The organism is Bdellovibrionales bacterium (assembly GCA_016716765.1).
GTDB lineage: Bacteria > Bdellovibrionota > Bdellovibrionia > Bdellovibrionales > UBA1609 > JADJVA01.
The window spans coordinates 257613-279310 of the sequence record JADJVA010000020.1; the positions used below are offsets into that span (position 1 = coordinate 257613).

General features: G+C 46.3%; 21 protein-coding genes. 10 read left to right on the plus strand and 11 right to left on the minus strand.

What is annotated here, in order from left to right; genetic code table 11:
• Positions 1 to 45 precede the first annotated feature (45 nt).
• On the minus strand, positions 46 to 1617 hold the full coding sequence (gene ahpF / locus IPL83_09975) for an alkyl hydroperoxide reductase subunit F (protein ID MBK9039474.1): 1572 nt from the start codon (positions 1615 to 1617) through the stop codon (positions 46 to 48).
• A 64-nt stretch (positions 1618 to 1681) separates the two neighbouring features.
• A complete protein-coding gene (gene ahpC, locus IPL83_09980; GenBank protein ID MBK9039475.1) occupies positions 1682 to 2248 on the minus strand; it encodes a peroxiredoxin in 567 nt (188 codons plus the stop codon).
• A gap of 190 nt (positions 2249 to 2438) precedes the next feature.
• Here ahpC and IPL83_09985 point away from each other — a divergent pair, with 190 nt between their 5' ends.
• Positions 2439 to 3401: a hydrogen peroxide-inducible genes activator gene (locus IPL83_09985; GenBank protein ID MBK9039476.1), complete on the plus strand. Its 963-nt coding sequence runs from the start codon at positions 2439 to 2441 to the stop codon at positions 3399 to 3401.
• 40 nt (positions 3402 to 3441) lie between these two features.
• Here IPL83_09985 and IPL83_09990 read toward each other — a convergent pair whose 3' ends face one another.
• From IPL83_09990 to IPL83_10000, 3 genes are all read right to left on the minus strand, one after another.
• A complete protein-coding gene (locus IPL83_09990; protein ID MBK9039477.1) occupies positions 3442 to 4380 on the minus strand; it encodes a hypothetical protein in 939 nt (312 codons plus the stop codon).
• Positions 4381 to 4518: 138 nt separating this feature from the next.
• Entirely contained in the window at positions 4519 to 5823 is a 1305-nt protein-coding gene (locus IPL83_09995; protein ID MBK9039478.1) for an immunoglobulin domain-containing protein, read from the minus strand.
• Between the two features lie 140 nt (positions 5824 to 5963).
• Positions 5964 to 6755: a hypothetical protein gene (locus tag IPL83_10000; protein MBK9039479.1), complete on the minus strand. Its 792-nt coding sequence runs from the start codon at positions 6753 to 6755 to the stop codon at positions 5964 to 5966.
• Positions 6756 to 7013: 258 nt separating this feature from the next.
• Here IPL83_10000 and IPL83_10005 point away from each other — a divergent pair, with 258 nt between their 5' ends.
• Both IPL83_10005 and IPL83_10010 read left to right on the plus strand, forming a co-directional pair.
• Positions 7014 to 7916, plus strand: a complete 903-nt coding sequence (locus tag IPL83_10005; GenBank protein ID MBK9039480.1) for a hypothetical protein — start codon at positions 7014 to 7016, stop codon at positions 7914 to 7916.
• A gap of 49 nt (positions 7917 to 7965) precedes the next feature.
• On the plus strand, positions 7966 to 8916 hold the full coding sequence (locus IPL83_10010) for a pyridoxal-phosphate dependent enzyme (protein ID MBK9039481.1): 951 nt from the start codon (positions 7966 to 7968) through the stop codon (positions 8914 to 8916).
• A gap of 46 nt (positions 8917 to 8962) precedes the next feature.
• Here the strand turns inward: IPL83_10010 and IPL83_10015 are convergent, their stop codons facing one another.
• The 3 genes from IPL83_10015 to IPL83_10025 all read right to left on the minus strand — a co-directional run bounded on the left by IPL83_10015 (position 8963) and on the right by IPL83_10025 (position 13200).
• Positions 8963 to 10705 (minus strand): protease-like activity factor CPAF, encoded by a 1743-nt coding sequence (locus IPL83_10015; GenBank protein MBK9039482.1) that lies wholly within the window; start codon positions 10703 to 10705, stop codon positions 8963 to 8965.
• A 42-nt stretch (positions 10706 to 10747) separates the two neighbouring features.
• The gene (locus IPL83_10020) at positions 10748 to 12418 is read right to left on the minus strand and encodes a S8 family serine peptidase (GenBank protein ID MBK9039483.1); all 1671 of its coding nucleotides are present in this window, start codon (positions 12416 to 12418) and stop codon (positions 10748 to 10750) included.
• A 209-nt stretch (positions 12419 to 12627) separates the two neighbouring features.
• Entirely contained in the window at positions 12628 to 13200 is a 573-nt protein-coding gene (locus IPL83_10025) for a hypothetical protein (GenBank protein ID MBK9039484.1), read from the minus strand.
• Between the two features lie 177 nt (positions 13201 to 13377).
• Here IPL83_10025 and IPL83_10030 point away from each other — a divergent pair, with 177 nt between their 5' ends.
• A complete protein-coding gene (locus IPL83_10030) occupies positions 13378 to 14121 on the plus strand; it encodes a hypothetical protein (protein ID MBK9039485.1) in 744 nt (247 codons plus the stop codon).
• 45 nt (positions 14122 to 14166) lie between these two features.
• Here IPL83_10030 and IPL83_10035 read toward each other — a convergent pair whose 3' ends face one another.
• Entirely contained in the window at positions 14167 to 14856 is a 690-nt protein-coding gene (locus IPL83_10035; GenBank protein ID MBK9039486.1) for a PilZ domain-containing protein, read from the minus strand.
• Between the two features lie 18 nt (positions 14857 to 14874).
• Positions 14875 to 16149, minus strand: coding sequence for a hypothetical protein (locus IPL83_10040; GenBank protein MBK9039487.1), 1275 nt, complete (start codon positions 16147 to 16149; stop codon positions 14875 to 14877).
• 523 nt (positions 16150 to 16672) lie between these two features.
• Here IPL83_10040 and IPL83_10045 point away from each other — a divergent pair.
• Genes IPL83_10045 through rdgB form a run of 3 tightly spaced genes read left to right on the plus strand, consistent with a single transcriptional unit; the run spans position 16673 to position 18832 of the window.
• Positions 16673 to 17467 carry an N-acetylmuramoyl-L-alanine amidase gene (locus IPL83_10045; protein MBK9039488.1) on the plus strand — a complete coding sequence of 265 codons (795 nt, stop codon included), beginning with the start codon at positions 16673 to 16675 and terminating at the stop codon, positions 17465 to 17467.
• Positions 17468 to 17503: 36 nt separating this feature from the next.
• On the plus strand, positions 17504 to 18226 hold the full coding sequence (rph, locus tag IPL83_10050; GenBank protein MBK9039489.1) for a ribonuclease PH: 723 nt from the start codon (positions 17504 to 17506) through the stop codon (positions 18224 to 18226).
• 9 nt (positions 18227 to 18235) lie between these two features.
• On the plus strand, positions 18236 to 18832 hold the full coding sequence (rdgB, locus tag IPL83_10055) for an RdgB/HAM1 family non-canonical purine NTP pyrophosphatase (protein ID MBK9039490.1): 597 nt from the start codon (positions 18236 to 18238) through the stop codon (positions 18830 to 18832).
• Between the two features lie 57 nt (positions 18833 to 18889).
• Here rdgB and IPL83_10060 read toward each other — a convergent pair whose 3' ends face one another.
• Positions 18890 to 19297 (minus strand): STAS domain-containing protein, encoded by a 408-nt coding sequence (locus IPL83_10060; GenBank protein ID MBK9039491.1) that lies wholly within the window; start codon positions 19295 to 19297, stop codon positions 18890 to 18892.
• Between the two features lie 137 nt (positions 19298 to 19434).
• Between IPL83_10060 and IPL83_10065 the strand changes: the two genes are divergently transcribed.
• From IPL83_10065 to IPL83_10075, 3 genes are read left to right on the plus strand one after another with little or no spacing between them, the layout of a single operon-like run.
• Positions 19435 to 20382: a ribose-phosphate pyrophosphokinase gene (locus IPL83_10065; protein ID MBK9039492.1), complete on the plus strand. Its 948-nt coding sequence runs from the start codon at positions 19435 to 19437 to the stop codon at positions 20380 to 20382.
• Positions 20383 to 20396: 14 nt separating this feature from the next.
• Positions 20397 to 21086: a 50S ribosomal protein L25 gene (locus IPL83_10070; protein ID MBK9039493.1), complete on the plus strand. Its 690-nt coding sequence runs from the start codon at positions 20397 to 20399 to the stop codon at positions 21084 to 21086.
• 48 nt (positions 21087 to 21134) lie between these two features.
• Positions 21135 to 21698, plus strand: coding sequence for an aminoacyl-tRNA hydrolase (locus IPL83_10075; protein ID MBK9039494.1), 564 nt, complete (start codon positions 21135 to 21137; stop codon positions 21696 to 21698).

The window sequence follows — 21698 nt, forward strand, 5'->3', positions numbered from 1 at the left end:
AGTTATTGTTTGTATCCCTGCTTGCGTTAAGTCCTATGCCCCTGTTTATGAATTCGTTTTATGAATTCGATCTTCATAGGCCGCCAGAGCCGTTTTGGCACCCTCGCCCATGGCAATTATAATTTGTTTGTAGGGGGTTGTCGTTACATCTCCGGCCGCATAGATCCCAGGCACCGAAGTGTGACCCTTGCCATCTACGATCACTTCTCCAAATTTACTCAATTCCACGACATCTCTTAAAAAAGCACTATTCGGAACCAGACCAATCTGAATAAAAATGCCATCAAGATCAATTTTCATCATCTTCTCTGTTTTTCTATCCAAATATTCCATCGAATGCACTTTTTGGCCATCTCCCAGAATCTGATGGGATTTGGCATTGGTGATAACAGATACATTAGAAAGCGATTTTAATTTTTCGACCAAAATATTATCCGCTTTTAGCTGATCCATGAACTCCACCAATACAACTTCGCGCACGATACCAGCAAGATCAATTGCAGCTTCAACTCCTGAATTACCTCCTCCGATAACAGCAACCTTTTTTCCCTTATAGAAGGGTCCGTCACAGTGAGGACAGAAGGCAACTCCTCGCCCGAGGTATTCTCGCTCTCCTGGGATGCCAATCTCTCGCCACTTCGCCCCAGTCGCAACTATCACCGAATCAGCGGAAAGAATCTCGCCGCTCTCTAATTCGATCTCCTTTTTCTCTTTACTTTTAAGACTTCGAATTTTTCTATTCTCGAAAACCTGGATGGGATAAGAAGCCACGTGTTGACTCAAATTTGCAGCCAATTGAGGACCTTCCGTATAAGGAATTGATATGAGATTTTCTATTCCTTTGGTTTCCTGGACCTGACCGCCAAATTTTTCTGCTATTAGGGCTGTTTTAAGCCCTTTGCGAACACTGTAGATGGCGGCGGAAACTCCCGCCGGACCTCCTCCTATGACGGCCACATCAAAATGACCCAAATCTAAGTCGACGGACTCCTCTGTTCCCTCGACTATTCCAAATTCCTTCTCGAGCTTGGTTAACAAATCTAAAAGACTAATCCTGCCTGAATGAATCAGTTTACCGTTCGAAACAAGACTCGGAACTCCCTGAATGCCAAGTGCCTCGATCTCATCTGGAGCGTATGCACCATCTATTATCTCGTGGCGAAAACTTGCATGCAGCAGAGACATTTGATTGAGCGCCTGCACCACATCCGGACAATTTTCGCAGGTCAGAGAAATATAGGACTTGATCGAAATAGGTCCCTTGAGTTTCTTGATTCGTTTGATCAAGATTGAATCTGGAAACTTCCCTTTTCCATCGGCATTCAATATGGCCAATACGAGAGTACTGAACTCATGACCGCCGGGAATTCCTCTAAAGGTAATTCCCGTGCGGCTTCCATTATATGCGAAGTGAAACTGTGGAACTCTGGACTGCCGTCCGTCGGAGGGAACGCTCAATTGAGACGAGACATTTGAACTGGTCGCAGCAACCCCATCGAGTAACTCAACTAACTGAGTCTGGTCCTCGTGAGAACTTGGTTCATACATGAGCTCCACTGAGCCCTCAAGATCCAAAAAAAGGGATTTTAACTGTTCATGCAATTGCGTCTCTAACATCAGTTCCTCCTGGTCAGGTCCACTCAAACACTTGCTCTCGGCTGTTTCAATTTTCCGAATCTGTTTAGATTTTTCCAACCAAATTTAAGCCAGGCTTTAACGTCTTATCTCCAGGCTGCCATTTTGCGGGACAAACTTCGCCGGGATGACTTGCCACATACAAAGCGGCTTTTGTCTTCCTGACCAACTCATCAGCGTTTCGACCAATGCCATTGTCTTGGACTTCGGCTAGCTTAATGTTTCCGTCTGGATCAACGAGAAATGTCCCTCGGTAGGCCAAACCCGCCTCCTCAATGTGCACTCCAAAAGCACGAGAGAGGTGACCTGTCGGATCTGCTAACATAGGATATTTTATTTTTTTGATCGTTTCGGAAGCGTCGTGCCAGGCCTTGTGAACAAAGTGAGTATCGGTGCTGACCGAATAGACCTCTACGCCCATCTCTTTTAATTGGCTGTATTTGTCGGCCAAATCACCCAATTCGGTAGGGCACACGAATGTGAAATCAGCTGGATAGAAAAAAAATATCGACCACTTACCAGTGAGATCAGCTCTGCTCACTGTTTTAAAACTATCGTTGTGATAGGCTTGAACCGTAAAATCTGGAATTTTTGTATTGATCAGTGTGTTCATATTATCTCCTCTTTTGTCGTTTGTGGGCTCTAAACCCAATTTCATCTTTTTTCACAGTACGCCAAAATCATGTGATTTGTAAAATCGATAAAATATATTTATTGATCGATTTTATCGATCGTGTTAAAAAAAGGGAAATAGAGGCTCCAAATCTTTCTGGGACGTGCCAAATTGTCACAAGGAGTTAATCGTGAAATCAAAACTCAACTTTTCTTTGACGCAGCTCGAATATGTTGTTGCAGTTCATAAGCTTGGACACTTTGGCAAAGCGGCAGAGGCTTGCCATGTAACTCAATCAACACTCAGCATGCAAATTCAAAAACTAGAGGAAGAATTTGGGGTCACTTTATTTGACAGAAGCTTAAAGCCATGTGTCCTCACTGAATCCGGAGAAAAACTCATTGAACAGATCCAGACAATTCTTTTCGAAGCTAGAAAAATCGTGGATTTAATCGGCTCAAGCCAAACGGATGCTACACAGGGGAGTCTCAGTATTGGAATTATTCCAACAGTAGCGCCCTATCTTTTGCCGCGTCTGTTGCCAATTTTGGAAAGCAATTTTCCTCACCTGGAGCTGCAAATCTCAGAGATGCAAACCCACCGCATAATCGAAGAATTGGAACGCGACGGTCTCGACGTTGGTTTGTTGGCTACTCCCCTTGGAATATCAAAAATTCACGAACAAGCGCTCTATTACGAGCCATTTTATGTTCTTTGTGGAAACAACCACGAACTCAGTCAACGAAAACGAATCCGACAGTCCGAGCTGAAGCTAAAGGATATCTGGTTACTCGCAGAGGGTCACTGTTTGCGCAATCAAATTTTAGATGTCTGTACAATTAAACAAGAAAGGGGGTTCCGGATGAAGTACCGTTTTGAAAGCGGAAGTCTTGAAACCCTGAAGCAATTGGTCGATTCCTATGGAGGATATACTTTACTCCCCTATCTTGCAACGGAGTCGATTGGACCAAATTCTCAGGTTATCCCCTTTGAACGCCCCATTCCCGCACGCGAGATTGGACTTGTCTATCGGCGCCAACACCACAAGACAATCCTCATCGGATCCCTCGCCCGAGGGATCGCCGATTGCCTTCCTTCTGATTTGAGAAAAATGCGGCAGAAGGATTTAGATGTCTTGCCCGTCGAACGGTAAATAAATCGACGGAATCAGTCACAGAAATTTGTCACAGCTATCAATTGCACTGGCTGAGTGTGACCGACGATACAGTAGCATCTGTGTCCGTAAAATTGGCCTCTCCACAATTTGCGGTGAAAGACAAGCTCACTGTGCCACTTCGGCTGCCCGTCAAGGTTGAAGACACTGATCCCGAGGTTGGATAACAGCAAGTTGAAGACCCCCACGTAACCGCATTGAATGTGTGGGTCGCTTTGTATTCGGCTAGGTTGTGATAATGAACGCTTGATCCAGTGACAATTCGATTGCCATCAAACCTCGTCCCATTGACGGTCAGGCCAGTTGATGTCAATGTGTGATCAAACCACTTGAGCCCTCTTGGACCCACGAGAACCTTGTGAAGACCATTGATAACCACAGTTCGAGTGCCACCGCTGTTTGAAATCGTGATCCCCGTGCCGGGAATAGAGGTGCTGTCATAGGTCGTGTGGGCTATTGTATCTGTTGTTAAAGTGGCTCCTGAGGCAAAGGTCAAAACTTGACCCGTAGATGATGTGCGAGTGACTGAGGTTCCATTTGTCAAAGCTGTTGGCTGATTCCCGTCGCTACAGAATCCTGACGACCAGGCTTCGCTCCAACCACCTGTGAGCGTGGCAGTCCCAATTGTACAGCCTCCCCAGGAAATTGTGCTGACATTGCTGGAACAAGTGCTTCTCGCTGAAGAAAATGTGCATGCGGCCAATGGTTTCAGCGCATCCTGAGGGTCAAGATAGTCCATTGATTGAAAATCAGTCGACAGTCCTTCTCCTAAAGTAAAGGACGGAGAACTGGCTCCTTCGGTGGACGTCGATTGTTGCCCCGCCTCCGCCATCGCCGATTCAGAAATATTGGAGAGGGCTTCTGCCCCGTCCGACGAACTTGCCTCGTCCTTGGTACAAGAGAAGAGCGCCATAAGCATAAGAACACCCATAGGTGCACGAATAAAAATTCTCAGCATCTCAAAACCCTCACCCGATTATTTAAAATGTATTAGAGTGATCTTCTGATCGCCTTCGCGAATTCGCAAATAATTTTTTAAATTCAGGTCCTAGGAAGAGCGGAGCGCCTGAAATTTCAAAAATGGTTTAAACTGAGCTCACAGACAGCGAGGATCTCTGTCATAAACTTCGATCTCGCCAAATTGCAAATAAATACCACCAAGCTCATCCGATGATAATTCAAGCGGATTAATGAGAACTCCAAAATACTTAGATGTTCCAGCATAGCTCAGAGCCACGGGTGCGCTGCCAGCTGGTTGAGTGGTATAAATACCAAGCCTTTGCCAATTATTGAATGTATCATCTAGAGCGCCGTAAATTTCGTAGCGGGCAGGAAAGCAATAGGCTTTGGAACCAATTAACCGCGGATATAATTTGACGGTCTGAAGACTCTTGGCTGCAGAAAATCGCGACTGAATTTGAAAGGCCCCTGGATTCGACCTCTCTGTCCTTGCCGAGCTATACGCAGAATTGGGATTGTTGTCGACGAGATTGCTAACTGGCCAACCAGCCAATACACTATTAGCGATTGTATTGGAGGCGCCGAACTTGATCCCGGTGGCAACACAGTCAGTGACAGTGAGCTTAGCCGCCCGACTGGATACACTTCCTACATTATTTTGAACAACGACATTGTAAATGCCGGACATCGCTGGCGTCGCCCCGTAGACCCTCAGTGTTGGTCCGGTTTCGTTTGCGATGGGAGCTCCCTGATAGTACCACTGATAAGTTGGCGCCGGATTTGCGGACACCGTGACTGCAAATGTTGCCGTCTGGGCGGTATTGACAGCGAGATCACTGGGCTGCTGAGTCAGAATAGGCTGAAAAAAATTCGTCGCTGGAACGACACTCACAACAATGGGATTTGATAACTTTATCCCACCGTATCCATCAGATATCGCTACGTGATAATTCCCCGCTACACTGGCGTCAGTCGATGAGATACTTATTCCTGAATTTGTCTGCTGCGCAATTGACTGGGAATCTTTGTACCATTGGTAGGTCAACTGATAGCCCTGAGCCAACACAGAAATCGACAAGGGGCTTCCTGCTACAACTTGGATGGATGCCGGGCTCTGTGAAACAATCTTGATTTCAGCAGGACAAGGTGGATTGGTGCCCTTTCCACAGAGAGAAGACTGATCATTGCTTCCGCCTTTGAGGGAAGCATCCAGTGGTTTCGCACATGAAAGAACAAACAATGAGACGATCGAAACAGCGATCGCAACGAGTATCAATCGTTTCAAACCAAAAATGAATTGACCTACAAAAATGAAATCCAGACCCATTCCTTTCATGCTTTTTGCTGCATTTGGCACGTGAGATTTCCAAAATACCCAGTGTTTCAAGTCTGCCACAACAAAATGCCCTACCTTTCGATGAGCAAAATTGAGCCCATTCATATCTCATATTAACCCATTGAATTTATAGAAGAAGATAACCTCAATCGAGGTCACCAAGCGACGATAGACTAGCAAGTTGTTTAAGATTTTGACTCTTTTCGAGAATGGTTCTGTCTACAAATGAGACATTCAGTTCGATCCTACCATTCAAGCAGCCACTTCTGGTAGGTCCCTGGCTCGGAGATCGACTCGATCATTAGCACCTGGTCTCGCGTTTCACCGTAGGGATGGCAGACAAGATACACCTGTTTGCCATATCTTTCTAAGATGAGCTCAAAACTATTGCGAGGAATCCAGTAGGGAAGCTTTCCTTCCACTTGAATGGATTTCATCGAAACATTAACAGTGTAAGTAAGGTGCTCGTTGCCATCGATATTGAAAATAACTTTGTAGCGCCGTTTATAACGTGCAACTTCACGTCTTTCTATCGTTTCTTGGTTGTCAACCTCGATCGGTGCTCCAACTTCAGTTCCTTCAGGAAATTCAAAAACATTTTCCCCAGGTATTTCAAGATTTTTATCTCGTTCGATCACTTCATTTTGAAAAGTTCCGGTCTCATCCTCTTTGTCTTCCAAAGTGTCGACTTGCGCCACAACTGTCTCTAGCGCCAAAGCCTCTTCATCCCCTTCATTTCCCTCTAGAGTTATCACATATTCTCCAGCCTCAGGATTTTCGGCGCTGCTCTCATGATATCCGGGCGGGCTGGGGGGCAGCACAGATTGCTGCGCTTTCGCAAGAGGTCGCATAGCGGTAGCACAATCCGAGAGGGGAATCCAATCTTTGAATCCGTCTCGCCAGATCCAATACCCCTCGAGACCCTCGGGCGCCATGATCTTAACAAAGGCACGGATCTGTAAAAGACTAAGTTCCTTGGTCAAACGCTTGCTTGGAAGAAAATACAGACACCATTCTCGATCATGAATCTCCTCCAACACCACCCCCCTTTTTCACCCAGTTGATGACATATAATATATTCTGCGTCAGACGATAGCACAAGGGCCAAAGCCATCGCATGAATATGACATGAGGCCTTTGGACTTTCCTCACGGGGAACGAAAACGAAATAGAGTGCGGTTTCCACTTCTGCAGTCCCTGCGGCGTGGCGTTGATTTCCAAACATTAAGGGGTTGGTCGTCCATTGTGAAAGTGTTATTGTGGCCCGCCTTGGCAAACATACCTTTGGAGTCAAAATGAAATGTATATGTATTGCTTTTATTTTCGTCCTCGTCACTTTCAATTCTGCACGGTCGGAAACGGTTTTTGTCGAGCCACTGCTAGGCTCAGGAGTGAGTGAAAGTGACCTTAAAACCATTAGTGAGCTTGTGCGAGTCTCTACCTCTGAAATGGAGAATTATGAAGTCATCGACACTGATCAAAATAGTGCTCAAATTGTCCTGAAGGGGAAGGTTTTGAAGCTAGGAGAGTCCTACATCATCTCGCTGATGAAATACGTAAACGGACAAAAAGTTTTTGCCAGCAAAATGAAAGCAACAAACATGGAGGACATCGACAGCGTGTCATCACGTCTTGTTCGTGCCGTTCTGACCGATGTTCGCGTCGAGAAGGATGCTCGAGTCAGCGATCTGACTCAAAGTGAAGCCAATGCTGGAACCCTGCGCAGAGAAGCCTTGAGACAATGGGAAATTGGTTTTGGACCTGCATTCCCAAGCGGTCTCAACTCAAGGGGAAGCGGAACCAACTGGCGATTTGGCTATGTTTGGGGAATTGATCCTCAAGTTGATTTGCGCTTTGGATGGGAATTTCTCAGTGTCAAAGATTATGGAGACGTCAATTATACAGATGCTCACATCGGACTCAATTATTATCTCAGCGATGCGAATATTTCGCCTTATATAACTGGCGACGTAGGATATGGCGCGACAACTGCTCATCGAGAAAACAACAATGCCTTTTTCGGCTCAAGTGACGACGCTTCGGGTTTCGTTCTCGGATTTGGAGGAGGGTTCAAGTTTTTTCGAATCAGCAACGTCAATTTAGGACTTCAACTTCGCTACTCACGGATCCTTGAGAAAACTAAGCTCACCAAAGAAAGTCCCAGCGTGACAAACTTGAATCTTTCTGTTTACTTCTAGGTCCCAAGCCTATTGAAACTCTCTTTTTTTGAGCCGGAGGGCACACGACATGTTGTTTGATAACGTTCTTCAAGCTATTGGACGAACCCCTTTGGTGCGACTCAACCGAATCACTTCGCACTTGAAGTGCAATGTTTACGCAAAACTTGAATTTTTGAATCCAGGCGGGTCGGTAAAAGATCGTATTGGATATCAGATGGTCCTCGACGCTGAAAAAAGCGGTAGAATAAAACCAGGGGATACGCTGATTGAAGCCACGAGTGGCAATACAGGGATCGGCATTGCCTTGGCAGGAGCCGTTAGGGGATACAAAGTCATCATCACTCTCCCTGAAAAAATGAGTCATGAGAAGGTTGTCACTCTCGCCGTATTGGGCGCAAAAATCATTCGTACCCCAACTCAAGCCGCGTCCGACGCACCTGAGAGTCACATAGGAGTCGCCAAGAAGCTGCAAAAAGAAATTCCCAACGCGCACATTCTCGACCAATACTCAAATCCCTCTAATTTTAATGCTCATTATCACGGTACTGCTCAAGAAATTCTTGATGATCTCAATGGTCAAGTGGACATGGTTGTCATGACGGCTGGAACGGGTGGCACGATCACGGGAGTTGCTAAGCGATTAAAAGAGGCAAATCCAAACGTGAAAATCGTTGGTGTAGATCCCGTTGGTTCAATTCTGGCCGGCGCCGGTGAACTCAAACCCTATTTGATCGAAGGCATTGGTTATGATTTCGTCCCTGAGGTCTTGCATCGCGAGCTCGTCGATCTCTGGGTAAAATCAGAAGACAAGCCCTCGTTCCAATTGGCGCGTCGGTTGATCTGCGAAGAGGGAATCCTCTGCGGGGGATCCAGTGGGGCCGCTATGTTTGGAGCCTTGAAGGCGGGTGAAGCACTCAAAGAAAAGCAAAATTGCGTTGTCATTATACCCGACGGTATCAGAAACTACATGACCAAATTCGTTGATGATAAGTGGATGAGGGAGCACTCTTTTCAGTAATCACGTGCGAGACATCATCCATCTATCCAAATTATTATTAACTTTCTTATTTTGCGACCAGTAATTTTAATTGTTCTATGATTTTCTTTTTGTAGGAAGCAAAACCATTCTTCATGTCCTCAGCCGTCAAGGGGTATTTCACATCAGGTGTGACCCCCAGATTTTCAATTGGATTCAGGTCAACCCTTTCAGCAATAGACCCTGTAAATGAAAAACCGGCAACTCCTAAAAGATTGGGAAATTCAACCCCATTCACATAGCCTCCGGCTCCCGCCGTACGAACACCCAATAGAGTCGCACGCTGATTATCTTGTAAAATAGCTGGAAAAAAATCGCCTCCGGAAAAATCAAACTCATTGATCAAGACAAGTATTGGCTTCGTGTATCTTCCGTCAGGATGAGGCATAATCTTGTCAATGCCCAGATAAAAGGGTGAGCTCAAATGCACTCCCTGATTCCATTGCTCCACAATAAATTGCATGTACCCCTTAAAAAATTGGGAGAGCTGATAAGAAACGGGATATCCCCCTATCGTCGCTCCTAATACTTTTTTGGCCTCTTCTTCGTTTGCGACTTTTTCAAGGCTTTTCAGGGTTTCCAGCGCATCTGCAACGTCGGCTTGAGTGATGATCATTCGATGTTTTGGCGTCAGCATCGGCTTATCAGTTAACATCGCCACCAAGCTGTAAAGATAAAATACAGATCCGCCAGGATTATTCACTTGATCGATGACCATTGCATCTGTGCTTTCCTCCATGCGTTTGACGATGGATAGAAACTCCTTCGCTTCTTCACCTCCAGCCACGTAGGAAGGAATACGGAGGTACCCATAAATTCCTCCTCCCTCTGCTTTAAAAATATAGGCATGGAATTTATTTTCTTTTTCTGTTTGCCAAAATATCTGACCCAAAGAAGGAACAAAACTCTGCCGAGCTCCCAACATGTGCGGATTTGTCTGATTCAAACTCTTTGAGGATACGAGGTCCTTCCAAAAACCAGGCAACATCTGCCAGCTGGCAAGAGAACGGGTTCCAATAGAGGGAACAATATTTGTAGGCTCTGCCGCTAGACTATTAAATTTAATTTTCTCCTCTTGATACTCCCAGGTCAGTTGATGAATGAGAGTCTGTACTTTCCCATCTTTATTTCGAGTCACTTCAAGCTCAATGGGCCCACGCGGAACCGCAATTCCTCTGCTCGCCACCCGCCTGGTCAGGTACATCTCAGCAAGAACCTGGTCTGTTTCAAATACATTTTGATCGATCTCTGCCAAGAGTTGATTGCGTTCCTCAACAATTGGCTTGCCATTAAATCCCGTGATCTCATCACCTACCAAAAGGGGAAATGATTTCTCAGGAAGCTTATCCCGATCAATCCAAACGATAAAAAACTTCCCCTCGGCCGAGCGAATTTCAATTGGCAATGTGGCCCTTTCAGACGCGTGAAACGAGATGCCAACATGATAATCTCTGGTGCTGCCAATGAGTTTTCTTAAAATCTTTTGCGCACTCTTTATATTCAGATCGGAACCCAAACCAAGAACGGAAGCCCTTGCTTTATTCGCTTCATCCTCAATGTTCCACCCATTTTGTTTTGCCTTCCAGTCGCGTGGCGCATAAGAAGAACTAAAAACGTTTTCGATAAACTCAATCGTGCTGAGAGTCTGCTTTTGATAAATAGAGTCGGCGCGAATCGCCTGCGATAAGATGACACTCAAGAAAAAAGTCCAGGCCCTTATCTGTGGCTTTCCAAGCTTGGTTACCATTTTCATTGCCATTTCCGTTCGCATAAATCCCCCAAAAGATTGCAGTGTTTGTCCCAGAAAAAACAGTCAAAATCCCGAACCCGTTGGCAAAAGAAATTCAATTCCCAGCGCCTTATTCACCGCTGCTTGAGCATCCACGAGCCCAAATCCATATTGATTGGCATCATTGGGAGATAGAGCCTGAGCTGTGGACACGATAATCTCACGGACTTGATCGGGAGTGAGAAGTCGATTAACCCCTCTGATAAGAGCCGCCACGCCCGCAACATGAGGCGAGGCCATAGATGTTCCCGCCATTTTTTCAAAATCGCTGGTTCGAGAATGAAGACTAACGGAAACAGGACCTTTTGCAGAAAGTTCAAGGCCAGCTTCCTGTGTGATAGATGCGACAGGAATAGCAACACTGACTCCATCCCCCAGGCTCGCACCCAAAACTCCGGGTTGATTATTATATATGACGACACCACTCACTCCTGCTTGGATGGCATTGTTCACTTTGTCTATAAAAGTAATTTCTCCCCTCAAAATCAAAGCGATCTTTCCTTGCACAGAAAGACCGATATAGTCCTCTGGTTTTCCGAGGCCAACTGGAATAAGATCTCCAACCAATGGATCCGCTTGAACGGCAGCACCCTGCACGGGCAAACTGTCAATCCGAACCATCCCTTGTCCATCGCCAAGATCCACCTTCAAATCAGTTGTGACTCCGGATCCGCGGGGGACACTAGAAACAACGTTGACTCCTGGAGCCATCACGTCTAACTCAGGACCCCAATTTGAAAAATCAGCTTTCACAAAATTTTCGTCGACCGCACCGACCGCAATATTTGAATCATAGGCGGCAGGAAACGAGACCTGGCCAACTCCGTCGTTTCCGGAGGCGCAAACCACAACCACACCCGCAAGTTTTGCCGCCTCATAAGCCCTCCCGCCCGAGGGCGAATCAAAGGGTCCACCCAATGACAGGTTCATCACATCTACCTTTTCTTGTATGCCCCAGTTGATTCCACTCAGAATGGATACTGACGAGCACCCCTTTTTCGAGCACACGCGAGCAGATAGGAGCTGAGCCTCGGGGGCCACTCCGACCAAACCAGTCACTTTGCCATCCGCTAAGATCATGCCCGCAACATGAGTTCCGTGGGAAATATTATCGTAGTATTCGTAGGGAGGCTCCGGCTCATCAACTTCCGCAAAATTCTGGCCTTTTTCAAATCGACTCGCAAGATCGGGATGGTCTCGATCTATTCCGGTATCCAAAACTAACACTCTCGATCCTCGTCCGGAATTGGCGCTGGTCCAAGCATCAGGTGCGCGAATGGCTTTTATCCCCCATGGAACTTCCACCTGCTCCATCGATCCCGCAGTCACCACAGACTGAGGAAGCCCATTGGGTGCTGGAATAAAAAATTCTTCCTCGATATCAACAATTCCATGTTTGCCTTTGAGAGAGACCAATGTCTTATCCGATGTCTTCTCCGAATCGGCGGCCACAACGACCATTTGGAGTTTATCAAACAAGAGCTGAACGCGGGCACCCGATTGAGCAAACATCTGAAGCGCCGGAGACTTGACTGGAACACCCAGCTGGGCCAGTTTGAGAGACTGATAAGCTAGCGGCGAGTCTATTGTCACAACAAACCGCTTTGCTGCGAAAGAAGTGGCCATCCCACAAACTGCAAATACCAAAACAAACAATCCCCTTAAACCCAATTTCAACGCCGGAAGTTCCATCATCCCCCCCTTTTTAGAACTCGACCAACGGCCAGAGTTCTTTAATTATGAAAAATCTTTATATAAGGATATATATTTTGCAAGAGATTTGGTCCCAAACTGGAACTTATTTTTTTATATCTGGTATCAAACAGTTTGTTGGATTCTTCACATTGTCTGCCGCAGAAAAATTTGTGTTTCCGGCTATAATTCAAAGGCTTGGCAAACCATTTTTAATCATTATCTAAATCCAGCTCAATTTTAGAAATCTGAACCAAATACTCCGATTTCGTATCATCACCGTCAGAAGACAACCACAAGGCCAACACTTCGTTGATCTCAGAAAACCGATGGTCCAACGAAAAGTCACCGTCTTCAGGGAGACGCCACAAAACTCTCTCTTCAAGAAGCTCGCTGACGGGGTGTTTTCGATATCTGCCTAAAGAGCTGGCGATCTGAGTCGCATTGAGAAAATGGATCTTGTCAATGCCTACCTCAGGAGGCGCAAGCTCATAGAGTTTAACAATCCAGTCCGCTGCCAACATTTTCTGGATAGCATTCAGTCTCTTTTGTCCTTTTAAGACAAATCCCACACGAACTTGATAGTCGTCAGCCAACTGATCACCTTGAACAGTTCCTTTGGCAATATTAAGATGACCTGTTACCCGTCCCAAAATCCTCACTCCGCGCAGCTTTTGAACCTTTGGAAAAGGATAAATCACGGGGCTTGCAGAATTTTTAACTCCAATTTCAAGGCCGGATGAGCTGAAAGTAACTTTGTTGCTGGGAAGCTTTCGGTATTTCAAAACCTGCCACGCACCCTGCTCATTTAAAGGAATCATGAAACTGGCAAACAAAAAAACTGATTTAACCCTTGTTCTTTTGAAAAGACAAAATTTTAGGAATCGCAACAAATAATACCACCCTTCAAATCTGATGACAGGACTTCGGTGTCTTCATATTCTAACTGCGGGGAGACCAAAATGACAAGATGGTGGAATAAAACTGGAGGAATCAGCTACCACTACTTAGCCTTGCGATTTCGGCGTAATCTTTGGCAGGACTATTTGAAATTTATCGAAGAGTTCCTATTCTCAATTCAGTGGTTTTCATCAAGCAAACCCAAAAAGCTTTTACTTCTAGGCCCCAGTGCAGGGTACACGCTCCCAACTGCTTGGCTAAAGGGATTTAGTGAAATACTCGCCATTGACTTCGACCCCCTTGCACCGCTTCTATTCAAACAGATTCACGGTCCATTGCCCATCCGTTGGACAAAGGAAAATTTCTTCTCTGACTCCTCGCAAGACTGGCGCATTGATCGATTGCTTGCCCTTCGTCAATCTTTTCCCGACCATCTCTGGTTTTTTACAAACTTGATTGGACAGCTACCGCTCACTTTGAAAAACATGAGTCTCCATAAAGAAGACCAATGGCTTCATTGGCAGCAGGATTGGCATCAAGTTCTTCTCGAAAGAAACTGGATTTCTCTCCACGATATTTTTTCAGTTCCCTTTGGGATCCGATCAATCGCTCCTTTCTCTCAGAAATGGCAAACCGTAAGCAAAGAGGAATTAATTCAGAATATTCTAAAAAGCCGTGAAAAGGCCGTAGTGACAGACCATCTCACTCACGGACTACTCCCGCTTCAAACACGAAAGGAACTAGCTCTCTGGCGAATTCAACCTCATCAAACCCAAATAATCGAAGCTGCAACAAATATCTTCTAAGAAGCAGAGCCAATTCCAAAATCGCAAGAATTCAAATATTAAATATCAAACGGCTGACAGCCAAGCATGAAGGCGCGATTGATCTGTCCTTTTTTTCAGGGGGGAAAGAGCGACGCGATGGCGCTTCTGCGGAAGCTGATTTTCTACAATGGAGCAGGTCAGCTGAACCGACTCGCCATTGTTCGGCTTAATAATAGTGATAGTACAATACCCAAACACCCAATCGGGCAAAGGATCGATGAGCAACAGACCGCCCACAGAGACATCAACAGAAGTTGTTTCAAATTTTTTTCGATTGCATTCTATCAGGATTTTATATTTGCGTTTGATTCGCTGGTGTGCGCGCTGAACAAATTCGGCTCCCTCAGATTCGACGGGCAGATCCGGTATCTCACTAATGGCTACCACCTCAGCGTTAGTTGAAATTTCGTCCTCGACATCATTGCCCTGGTACAGTCTTTTTATCTCAATAATACTCTGATCTTCTCGAAACTCTTCCGGAATTTCTGGAGGCGGCTGTTTCAGCGAGCGCAAAGAAATCTTTAGAAGCTCTGGCACAGTCGTGACAACCTTCCAATGAGCCCAGTCCTCGCGCCACACCAACCAATGCATGCGATCTGGGATAGGCAATCGAGACATCAGAATCCGCACCTCATCCCGAACGAGTCCCTCCAAGAGCTCCTCGCTCTCTGTATTATAAAGGCACCACAAATATTTTGAATCCTCATTTACCAAATTCTCTCCTCAGAGTACTTAAAAGCAGGCCTTTGCCACAAACGCATCCTGCTTGCCTTTGATATGCACCTTCATCCAAACCCCTTTGTGTTGACTCACAACCAGTTCTTGACCTCGATGAACAGCCTGAACCACTCTCCCCCCTGGCGATGCCGCATCTCTCAAATTACAGTCTTTACTGAGCGACATTTTCTTTGAAGCCGTTTCTTTTCGCGATGTCGAGACCCTCATTCCATTGTCCTGACGGGCTGCAATGGCATCATTGGCATTTTCTACAGCTACGGCGCTCATTCTCGCTCGAGATTCCAGGGAAGCTGCCTTGCGCTCTTTGCTCTGAGCCATGTCCTTTCGAGTTCCCAACTGAGCGAGCTTTTGGCGCTGACCTGTCTTCAGTTCGTTGAGGTGAGCTTGAGCGTCAGCGGCCCTTCCCTTCGCCTGGTCCGCCTCTGCCTCTGCCATCCCTACCTCTTCCTCCTTCAATTCCAATTCTTTGCGAAGCTTGCGCATCTGCAACTCAGCCTTACTCACAATATTATTTGATGCGTCCATCTGTTCTTTAAAATGAGCTTTTTTAGCTTCAGCATCGCGTGTCTCTTTTCTGAGCTTTTCCTCTGTCTGCTTAATTCTTGCGAGACTGCTCTTTTCGGCCAACTTGGACTCAGCCAGATCTTTTTTTGCCTTTATCACAGCCTCTTTTGCTTTTTGTATTTGATATTCTATCTCTCGAATCTGATTCATGTTCCCGCTCACTTTTTCGTTGAGCATATTCCGGTCCCTTAAGGCTTTGTCCCTCGCGTCAATCATCTCTGCGTGTTGATTCTTCTTATTTGCAATGTCTTGGTTTAATTTTTTGATCTGGGCCTCTGACCTCTGAATATCTTTTTGGTAGGCTTCTTTTTCCTGCTTGGCCGCAATAATCTTTTTATCGTGCTCCGAAATTTGAGCCTCAGCGTCCCGAGATTTGCTACGCGCTCTGGCAATGGCCCCCTGAGCTTCTTCCTTAGCTCTGTCGGCAGCCCGCCTTTCACTGTCAGCCCGATTTCTGGAAGCCTTTGCCTCTTCAGCTGCAGCGTCCGACTCTTGGAGAGTGTCTTCCATTTCGGATTCCACATCGTCCAGATCCGCAACCATAATGCCACTGAATGCGTAGGACTGCGCTCCGCTCACCAACACAGTTACCTGAAACAAGAGAAAAAGATAAAACACCCTAAGAAGTGTGACTTTGACAAATAATTTGCTCGATTTAAGAAATAAGCCAAGCTTCAATGATGAATCGTCCTTTAGAGATGGCATTCGTCTTCCCCTCCCGCCCGGGATGTCTCTAACTTATCGGCAATTGGATAGATTATTGAAATGAATAGGCCCCGACCCCAGAAAGAAAGTAATGAATTTTGTACATATCTCGGACCGCTTTTGGAACCTCTGTCAAAAGGCCATTCAAACCTTTTCTTAATCAATAAATATCAAGTAATTACAATGATTTATATTAATATTGGCTTCTCGATCCATATCTGCTCCTACGCGTGGAACGATTTTGCCCTGTTAAAATTTCCATTAGAGATGTTTTGGCGTTCTCAAATCAAAACAAATGGGTCCAGACCGACGCATAACTTGGCACCAACCTTGCTAGAGAGGATAGGTATCCCCCCTTAGCGGCCTGGTCCCCCTCCTTACCCTCCAGGTCGCTATTTTTTTCTTCAAAGCCCAAAAATGAAAATCCGCCCAAAAAATGAATTCCCATAGTCCTTTGCACTGAATCCGGCCGGGTCCCTTTTCGATTCACTGGAAACGACATAAACTGGGGCGGATGGCTCCAATGAAAGTCTTTGTTTGGCGGGATAAAGTCCTTCGACCCCTAGCAGGTTTGGTATCGGGACTCCTCCTTCTTCCTTTGCCCTTCTCGCTGTGTTTTGCTTCGGCCAAAATCATTCTTGATCCTGGGCACGGAGGGCAAGATCGAGGAGCCGTTTTCAACGACACAAAGGAGTCTGACCTCACTCTCCAAATATCCACCCGCCTCCATAGCCTACTGCGTCAACGCGGATTTGATGTGATCATGACAAGGCAAACAGACCGCCATGTCTCTCTCGCCGAGAGAGCACGAATAGCAAGAGAATATCAGGGGCATCTATTTTTGAGCATTCATACAAACTCATCGGGAGACATCAAGGCGCACGGCATGGAAGTGTATTTTGAGAATCAGCTTCCTGCAGATGAGGAATCCATGTTTCTCGCTAACAAAGAAAATAATGACCTCAAACAAAAGGAAGAAATGGGGTGGCCGCTGCGACCGATTGCCGAGGCCGGTCATCTGAGCGGAGATCTCCTAAATATTGTTCAGGACCTTCAGCGAAATTTTCGAATTCAAACCAGCTCCCGGTTTGCCCTCCAATTGGCTGAGAATTGGCGGGGAAGGAAGCGCCCCACCGAAAATACCGTTCGTCAGGCCCCTTTTTACGTCCTAAAAAACGTAAATATGACGAGTGCCCTCATCGAGGTTGGTTTTATCTCCAATCTCAGCGAAGCAGAACAACTCAAATCTGCAAGCTACCAAAATGAAATCGTCCTAGGAATTTTGAACGGAATCGAGGGTTTTACTCAAAAGAAATGATAGACAAATTGGCGCCCGAGGACCTAAGGTACCGCCATGCGTACAGATGGAAGAAAATTTGACGAACTCAGAAAAGTCACGATTGAGCCGGAGGTCCTCCGCTATGCGGAAGGAAGTGCAAGGATACAGATGGGTGAAACCATTGTCCTATGCACCGCCACAGTAGAAGATGGAATTCCCAAATGGCTGCAGGGTTCTGGCGCCGGATGGATCACAGCAGAATATGGAATGCTCCCTCGAAGCACTCATACCCGAATCAACCGCGAAAAAGCACTCAACGGCGGTCGCACCCAGGAAATATCTCGCCTCATTGGGAGAAGCCTGAGAAGTGCCGTCGATTTGAAGGCTCTCGGAGAAAGACAGCTAACAATTGATTGCGATGTTTTGCAGGCAGATGGCGGGACTCGGACTGCCGCTGTCACAGGCGGATTTGTCGCTCTCGCTCTGGCTCTAAAGTTTATGAAAAATCAGGGCCTCATTGGCTCAATTCCAATCACTCATTATATCTCAGCAGTCAGCGTTGGAATTCAAAATGGACAGGCACTTCTGGATCTGAATTATGATGAGGACTCCACCATCCATACGGACATGAATTTCGTGATGACCCATTCTGGCAGTTTGGTTGAAATTCAAGGGACGGCTGAGGCTTGCGCGTTTACGCGAAAAGAGCTGGATACAATGCTTGATCTGGCGACAAAGGCTTGCCGTGAGTTGACGGAGTCCCAAAAAAATATTTTAGGTGAGCTCGGGAAGGCTTGAGGCTAAATCATGGTGATTTGGATTGCCACTGAAAACAAAGGAAAACTGAGTGAGTTCAAGCTGCTGCTTGATCCACTCAAATTGGATATACACTCGCAATCAGAGCTTTCTTATTTCTCCCCGCCACCTGAAAACGGGGACAGCTTTCTCGCTAATGCTCGAATTAAAACTCGAGCTCTTAAATCCCTAAAAAAAGAGTTTTGGGTTGTCGGCGAAGACTCTGGCCTTGAGGTGGAGGGACTCGGTAACCTGCCAGGAATTCATTCCGCCAGGTATGCAGGACCAAAGGCGGGTGATCAAGAGAATGTCGCAAAGCTTTTGAAAATGATGGAACTGCGGTCTTTTACCAATCGAAAAGCAAAATTTAAATGCGTGATGGTTGCCTATTCTCCCGATGGTCAGGAGCATATAATGGAGGGACTCTTGCAGGGTGAACTCGCAAAAAAAGCTACCGGCACAGCTGGTTTTGGATATGATTCCGTATTTATTCCGGAAGGGCAGACCAAAACCCTGGCAGAACTTGGCCTTGCATTTAAAAATCAAGTCTCTCACCGCGCCCAGGCGCTTCAGCAACTCGTGAAAATCCTTGAAAGTCAGACGGTCTAAACGGCTGTTCCGTCTGATCCCGGCCGATCCTCATATTTTTGGGTGTCTCGCGGCGATTCAGGAACTTGAAGCATCGGTCTCTTCCGATTCCCTTCTGACCAAAGATTCTCTCACAAATGGGACCGGCTCCCCATCTGCTCGCTCCAAATCAGCCCAACTTCGAAATAATTTCATTTCTTCAAGGGACGCATAGATATGAATTTGACGTTTTATCTTCTCCGAAGGAGCCAGAAGGGCCAAGGATCCTCCCATTTTTCCGATCTGATCTGCAACCACCGCGAAATATTTTATACTTGGCAAACTGAGAAAAATGGCCTGCCTTAGGTCAATAACGAGGTACAACTCCCTTTTTTGGAGCAAATGATCTATCTGACTTTGCAATTCCCTCAAATTGACAGAGTCAATCCGATCGCCAACCGAAATAACATTCCAATTTGCAGATTTTCGGATCTCAAAAGCAGACATGGGCTTATTATCAGCGGCTGGCGAGGGCGGTGTCAATCGGGAGACTTCTCACCCAACGAAAGACTAGAAAACGAATAGCGGGATCAAGCGGATCCAACTGGACAAGGCATCTTAACTAGGCTACAAAATCGGCATCTATGACAGACTTGAAGATATTTTCAGGAACATCAAATCAGGACCTCGCAAGTAAGATAGCAAGCGAGGCAGGTGTTGAGCTTGGCCGTTGCGACATCAAGCGTTTTGCTGATGGTGAGATTCAGGTGGAAATCCACGAAAGTGTGAGAGGCTGCAATGTGTTTTTCGTTCAGAGCACTTGCCCACCGGTGAATGAAAACTACATGGAGTTGTTTATTGTATTGGATGCCTTTCGAAGGGCTTCAGCCAATGAGATCACCTCTGTGATGCCATATTATGGATATGCGCGCCAGGATCGTAAAGTTGCACCCCGCGCGCCGATATCAGCTAAATGTGTGGCTCAGCTCTTGAAAACGGCGGGTGCTGACCGTCTCGTCGTTGTGGATCTCCATTCCTCCCAAATTCAAGGTTTTTTTGATGGACCTTTTGACCACTTGTTTGCGATCCCTACCCTTGCCCGGACCTGGCGAGAAAAGTTTGGAACAGGAGAAGAATTTGTGGTGGTCAGCCCTGACGCAGGTGGAGTTGAGCGAGCTCGAGCCTTCGCGAAACGACTGGAGTGTTCGATTGCCATCGTTGACAAGCGCAGAACTGGGCCAAATGTTGCAAAAGCTGTCCACCTGATCGGTGACGTCAAAGGCAAAACAGCGATCGTCCTGGATGATATGATTGATACTGCTGGAACGCTATGTCAAAGTGTTGACAGCCTGATTAAGAATGGTGCAAAAAGGGCGTTTGCCGTTGCGACTCATCCAGTCCTTTCTGGACCCGCTATCAGCAGAATTATGGAAAGTGGACTGGAGAAGGTTTTCGTAACGGATACGATTCCTTTGCGACCTGAAGGGGTGGCATGCCCGAAAATAGAAGTGATTTCCGTTGCACCTTTAGTGGCTGAAGCGATTAAGAGAATTAATAGTAAAGATTCCGTAAGTGCTTTATTTGAAGTTTAGGAGAGACCTAGAAAATGACATCACAACAATCCATAGATATTAAAGTTTCTGGACGTAAGCCTGGCAAGGGCTCATCTCGAACTTTGCGAAGTTCAAAGTTGGTACCGGCTGTCGTGTACGGACCAAAGACAGGAAATTTGCCGTTCTGTCTCTCCGAAGTTGAGGCAGATAGATATTCAAAACACAAATTCGATAATATCATCTTCACTTTAAAGTCCGACGACCCTAAGTTGAATAACTTAAAAGTCTTGCGGAAGGACTTTGCCGTTCACCCTCTTTCTCGGCGTCCCATTCATTTTGACTTTTATGCGATCGACTTAACTCAAGAAGTGACGATCAAAGTAGAATTGCGTTTTGACGGTAAACCAATTGGAGCAGCAGGAGGCGGCGTATTCAACGTGATTCGTCGTGATGTAGAGATCAAGTGTCTGCCGGGCAATATCCCTGACTCCATTCCTGTAGATGTTTCAGGCCTTGCTTTGGGCGAGTCTATCCACGTTGCTGACCTGAAACTTCCTCCAGATATTACCATTATCACGGATGGTTCTGACACCCTCGCAACTTGTGCTGTCGTGAAAGAGGAGACTGCTCCTGCCGCAGCAGGAGCGACGGAAGCGGCAGCAGGTACTGTTCCCGCAGCTGGCGGAGCGGGAGCTCCTGCGGGCGGCGGTGGAAGTTCACAAGCTGGTGACAAAAAGGGCTAAAGAGCCCTTTTGTTGTTAGGCTGTAACACGTGATGGATATATGAATTCATGAAACTCATTGTGGGGCTGGGTAATCCAGGGGACAAATATAAGCTGACCCGGCACAATGTAGGATTCATGACCGTCGATGCCGTGGCTCAGTCTTTCGGAGCAGATGCATATAAAAGTGAGCATAAATCATTGACCACCAGGGTCTCTGTTAACTCTGAACTTATCCTCTTGGCCAAACCGCAAACTTTCATGAACCTTTCAGGCGAAGCAGTTCAGGCTCTTATGGCTTATTACCGGATTGAAATTCAAGATTTGATGATTGCACATGATGAGATCGACCTTGATTTTGGAGCCATGCGCTTCCAAACCCATCGCGGTCATGGTGGACACAACGGAATAAGAAGCATTCATCAAACGCTCGCGACCAACGAGTACAAAAGGATCAGACTTGGCGTTGGGCGTCCACCGCATGAACGCATGGAGATAGCTGACTATGTTTTACAGAACTTCAACGCCAACGAAATGAATTTGCTGCCAGATTTTTTAAATTTGATTTGTGAAGCAGTTGAGTGTTCTATCAAGGACGGTTTTGAAAAGGCGGCAAGCCGCTATAACCGCTGA

Excerpts from the sequence above, each read along its gene's own strand:
- ahpF (MBK9039474.1), bottom strand. The coding sequence starts at position 1,617 with ATGTTAGAGACGCAATTGCATGAACAGTTAAAATCCCTTTTTTTGGAT.
- ahpC (MBK9039475.1), bottom strand. The coding sequence starts at position 2,248 with ATGAACACACTGATCAATACAAAAATTCCAGATTTTACGGTTCAAGCC.
- IPL83_09990 (MBK9039477.1), bottom strand. The coding sequence starts at position 4,380 with ATGCTGAGAATTTTTATTCGTGCACCTATGGGTGTTCTTATGCTTATG.
- IPL83_09995 (MBK9039478.1), bottom strand. The coding sequence starts at position 5,823 with ATGAATGGGCTCAATTTTGCTCATCGAAAGGTAGGGCATTTTGTTGTG.
- IPL83_10005 (MBK9039480.1), top strand. The coding sequence starts at position 7,014 with ATGAAATGTATATGTATTGCTTTTATTTTCGTCCTCGTCACTTTCAAT.
- IPL83_10010 (MBK9039481.1), top strand. The coding sequence starts at position 7,966 with ATGTTGTTTGATAACGTTCTTCAAGCTATTGGACGAACCCCTTTGGTG.
- IPL83_10015 (MBK9039482.1), bottom strand. The coding sequence starts at position 10,705 with ATGCGAACGGAAATGGCAATGAAAATGGTAACCAAGCTTGGAAAGCCA.
- IPL83_10020 (MBK9039483.1), bottom strand. The coding sequence starts at position 12,418 with ATGATGGAACTTCCGGCGTTGAAATTGGGTTTAAGGGGATTGTTTGTT.
- IPL83_10030 (MBK9039485.1), top strand. The coding sequence starts at position 13,378 with ATGACAAGATGGTGGAATAAAACTGGAGGAATCAGCTACCACTACTTA.
- IPL83_10040 (MBK9039487.1), bottom strand. The coding sequence starts at position 16,149 with ATGCCATCTCTAAAGGACGATTCATCATTGAAGCTTGGCTTATTTCTT.
- IPL83_10045 (MBK9039488.1), top strand. The coding sequence starts at position 16,673 with ATGAAAGTCTTTGTTTGGCGGGATAAAGTCCTTCGACCCCTAGCAGGT.
- rph (MBK9039489.1), top strand. The coding sequence starts at position 17,504 with ATGCGTACAGATGGAAGAAAATTTGACGAACTCAGAAAAGTCACGATT.
- rdgB (MBK9039490.1), top strand. The coding sequence starts at position 18,236 with ATGGTGATTTGGATTGCCACTGAAAACAAAGGAAAACTGAGTGAGTTC.
- IPL83_10060 (MBK9039491.1), bottom strand. The coding sequence starts at position 19,297 with ATGTCTGCTTTTGAGATCCGAAAATCTGCAAATTGGAATGTTATTTCG.
- IPL83_10065 (MBK9039492.1), top strand. The coding sequence starts at position 19,435 with ATGACAGACTTGAAGATATTTTCAGGAACATCAAATCAGGACCTCGCA.
- IPL83_10070 (MBK9039493.1), top strand. The coding sequence starts at position 20,397 with ATGACATCACAACAATCCATAGATATTAAAGTTTCTGGACGTAAGCCT.
- IPL83_10075 (MBK9039494.1), top strand. The coding sequence starts at position 21,135 with ATGAAACTCATTGTGGGGCTGGGTAATCCAGGGGACAAATATAAGCTG.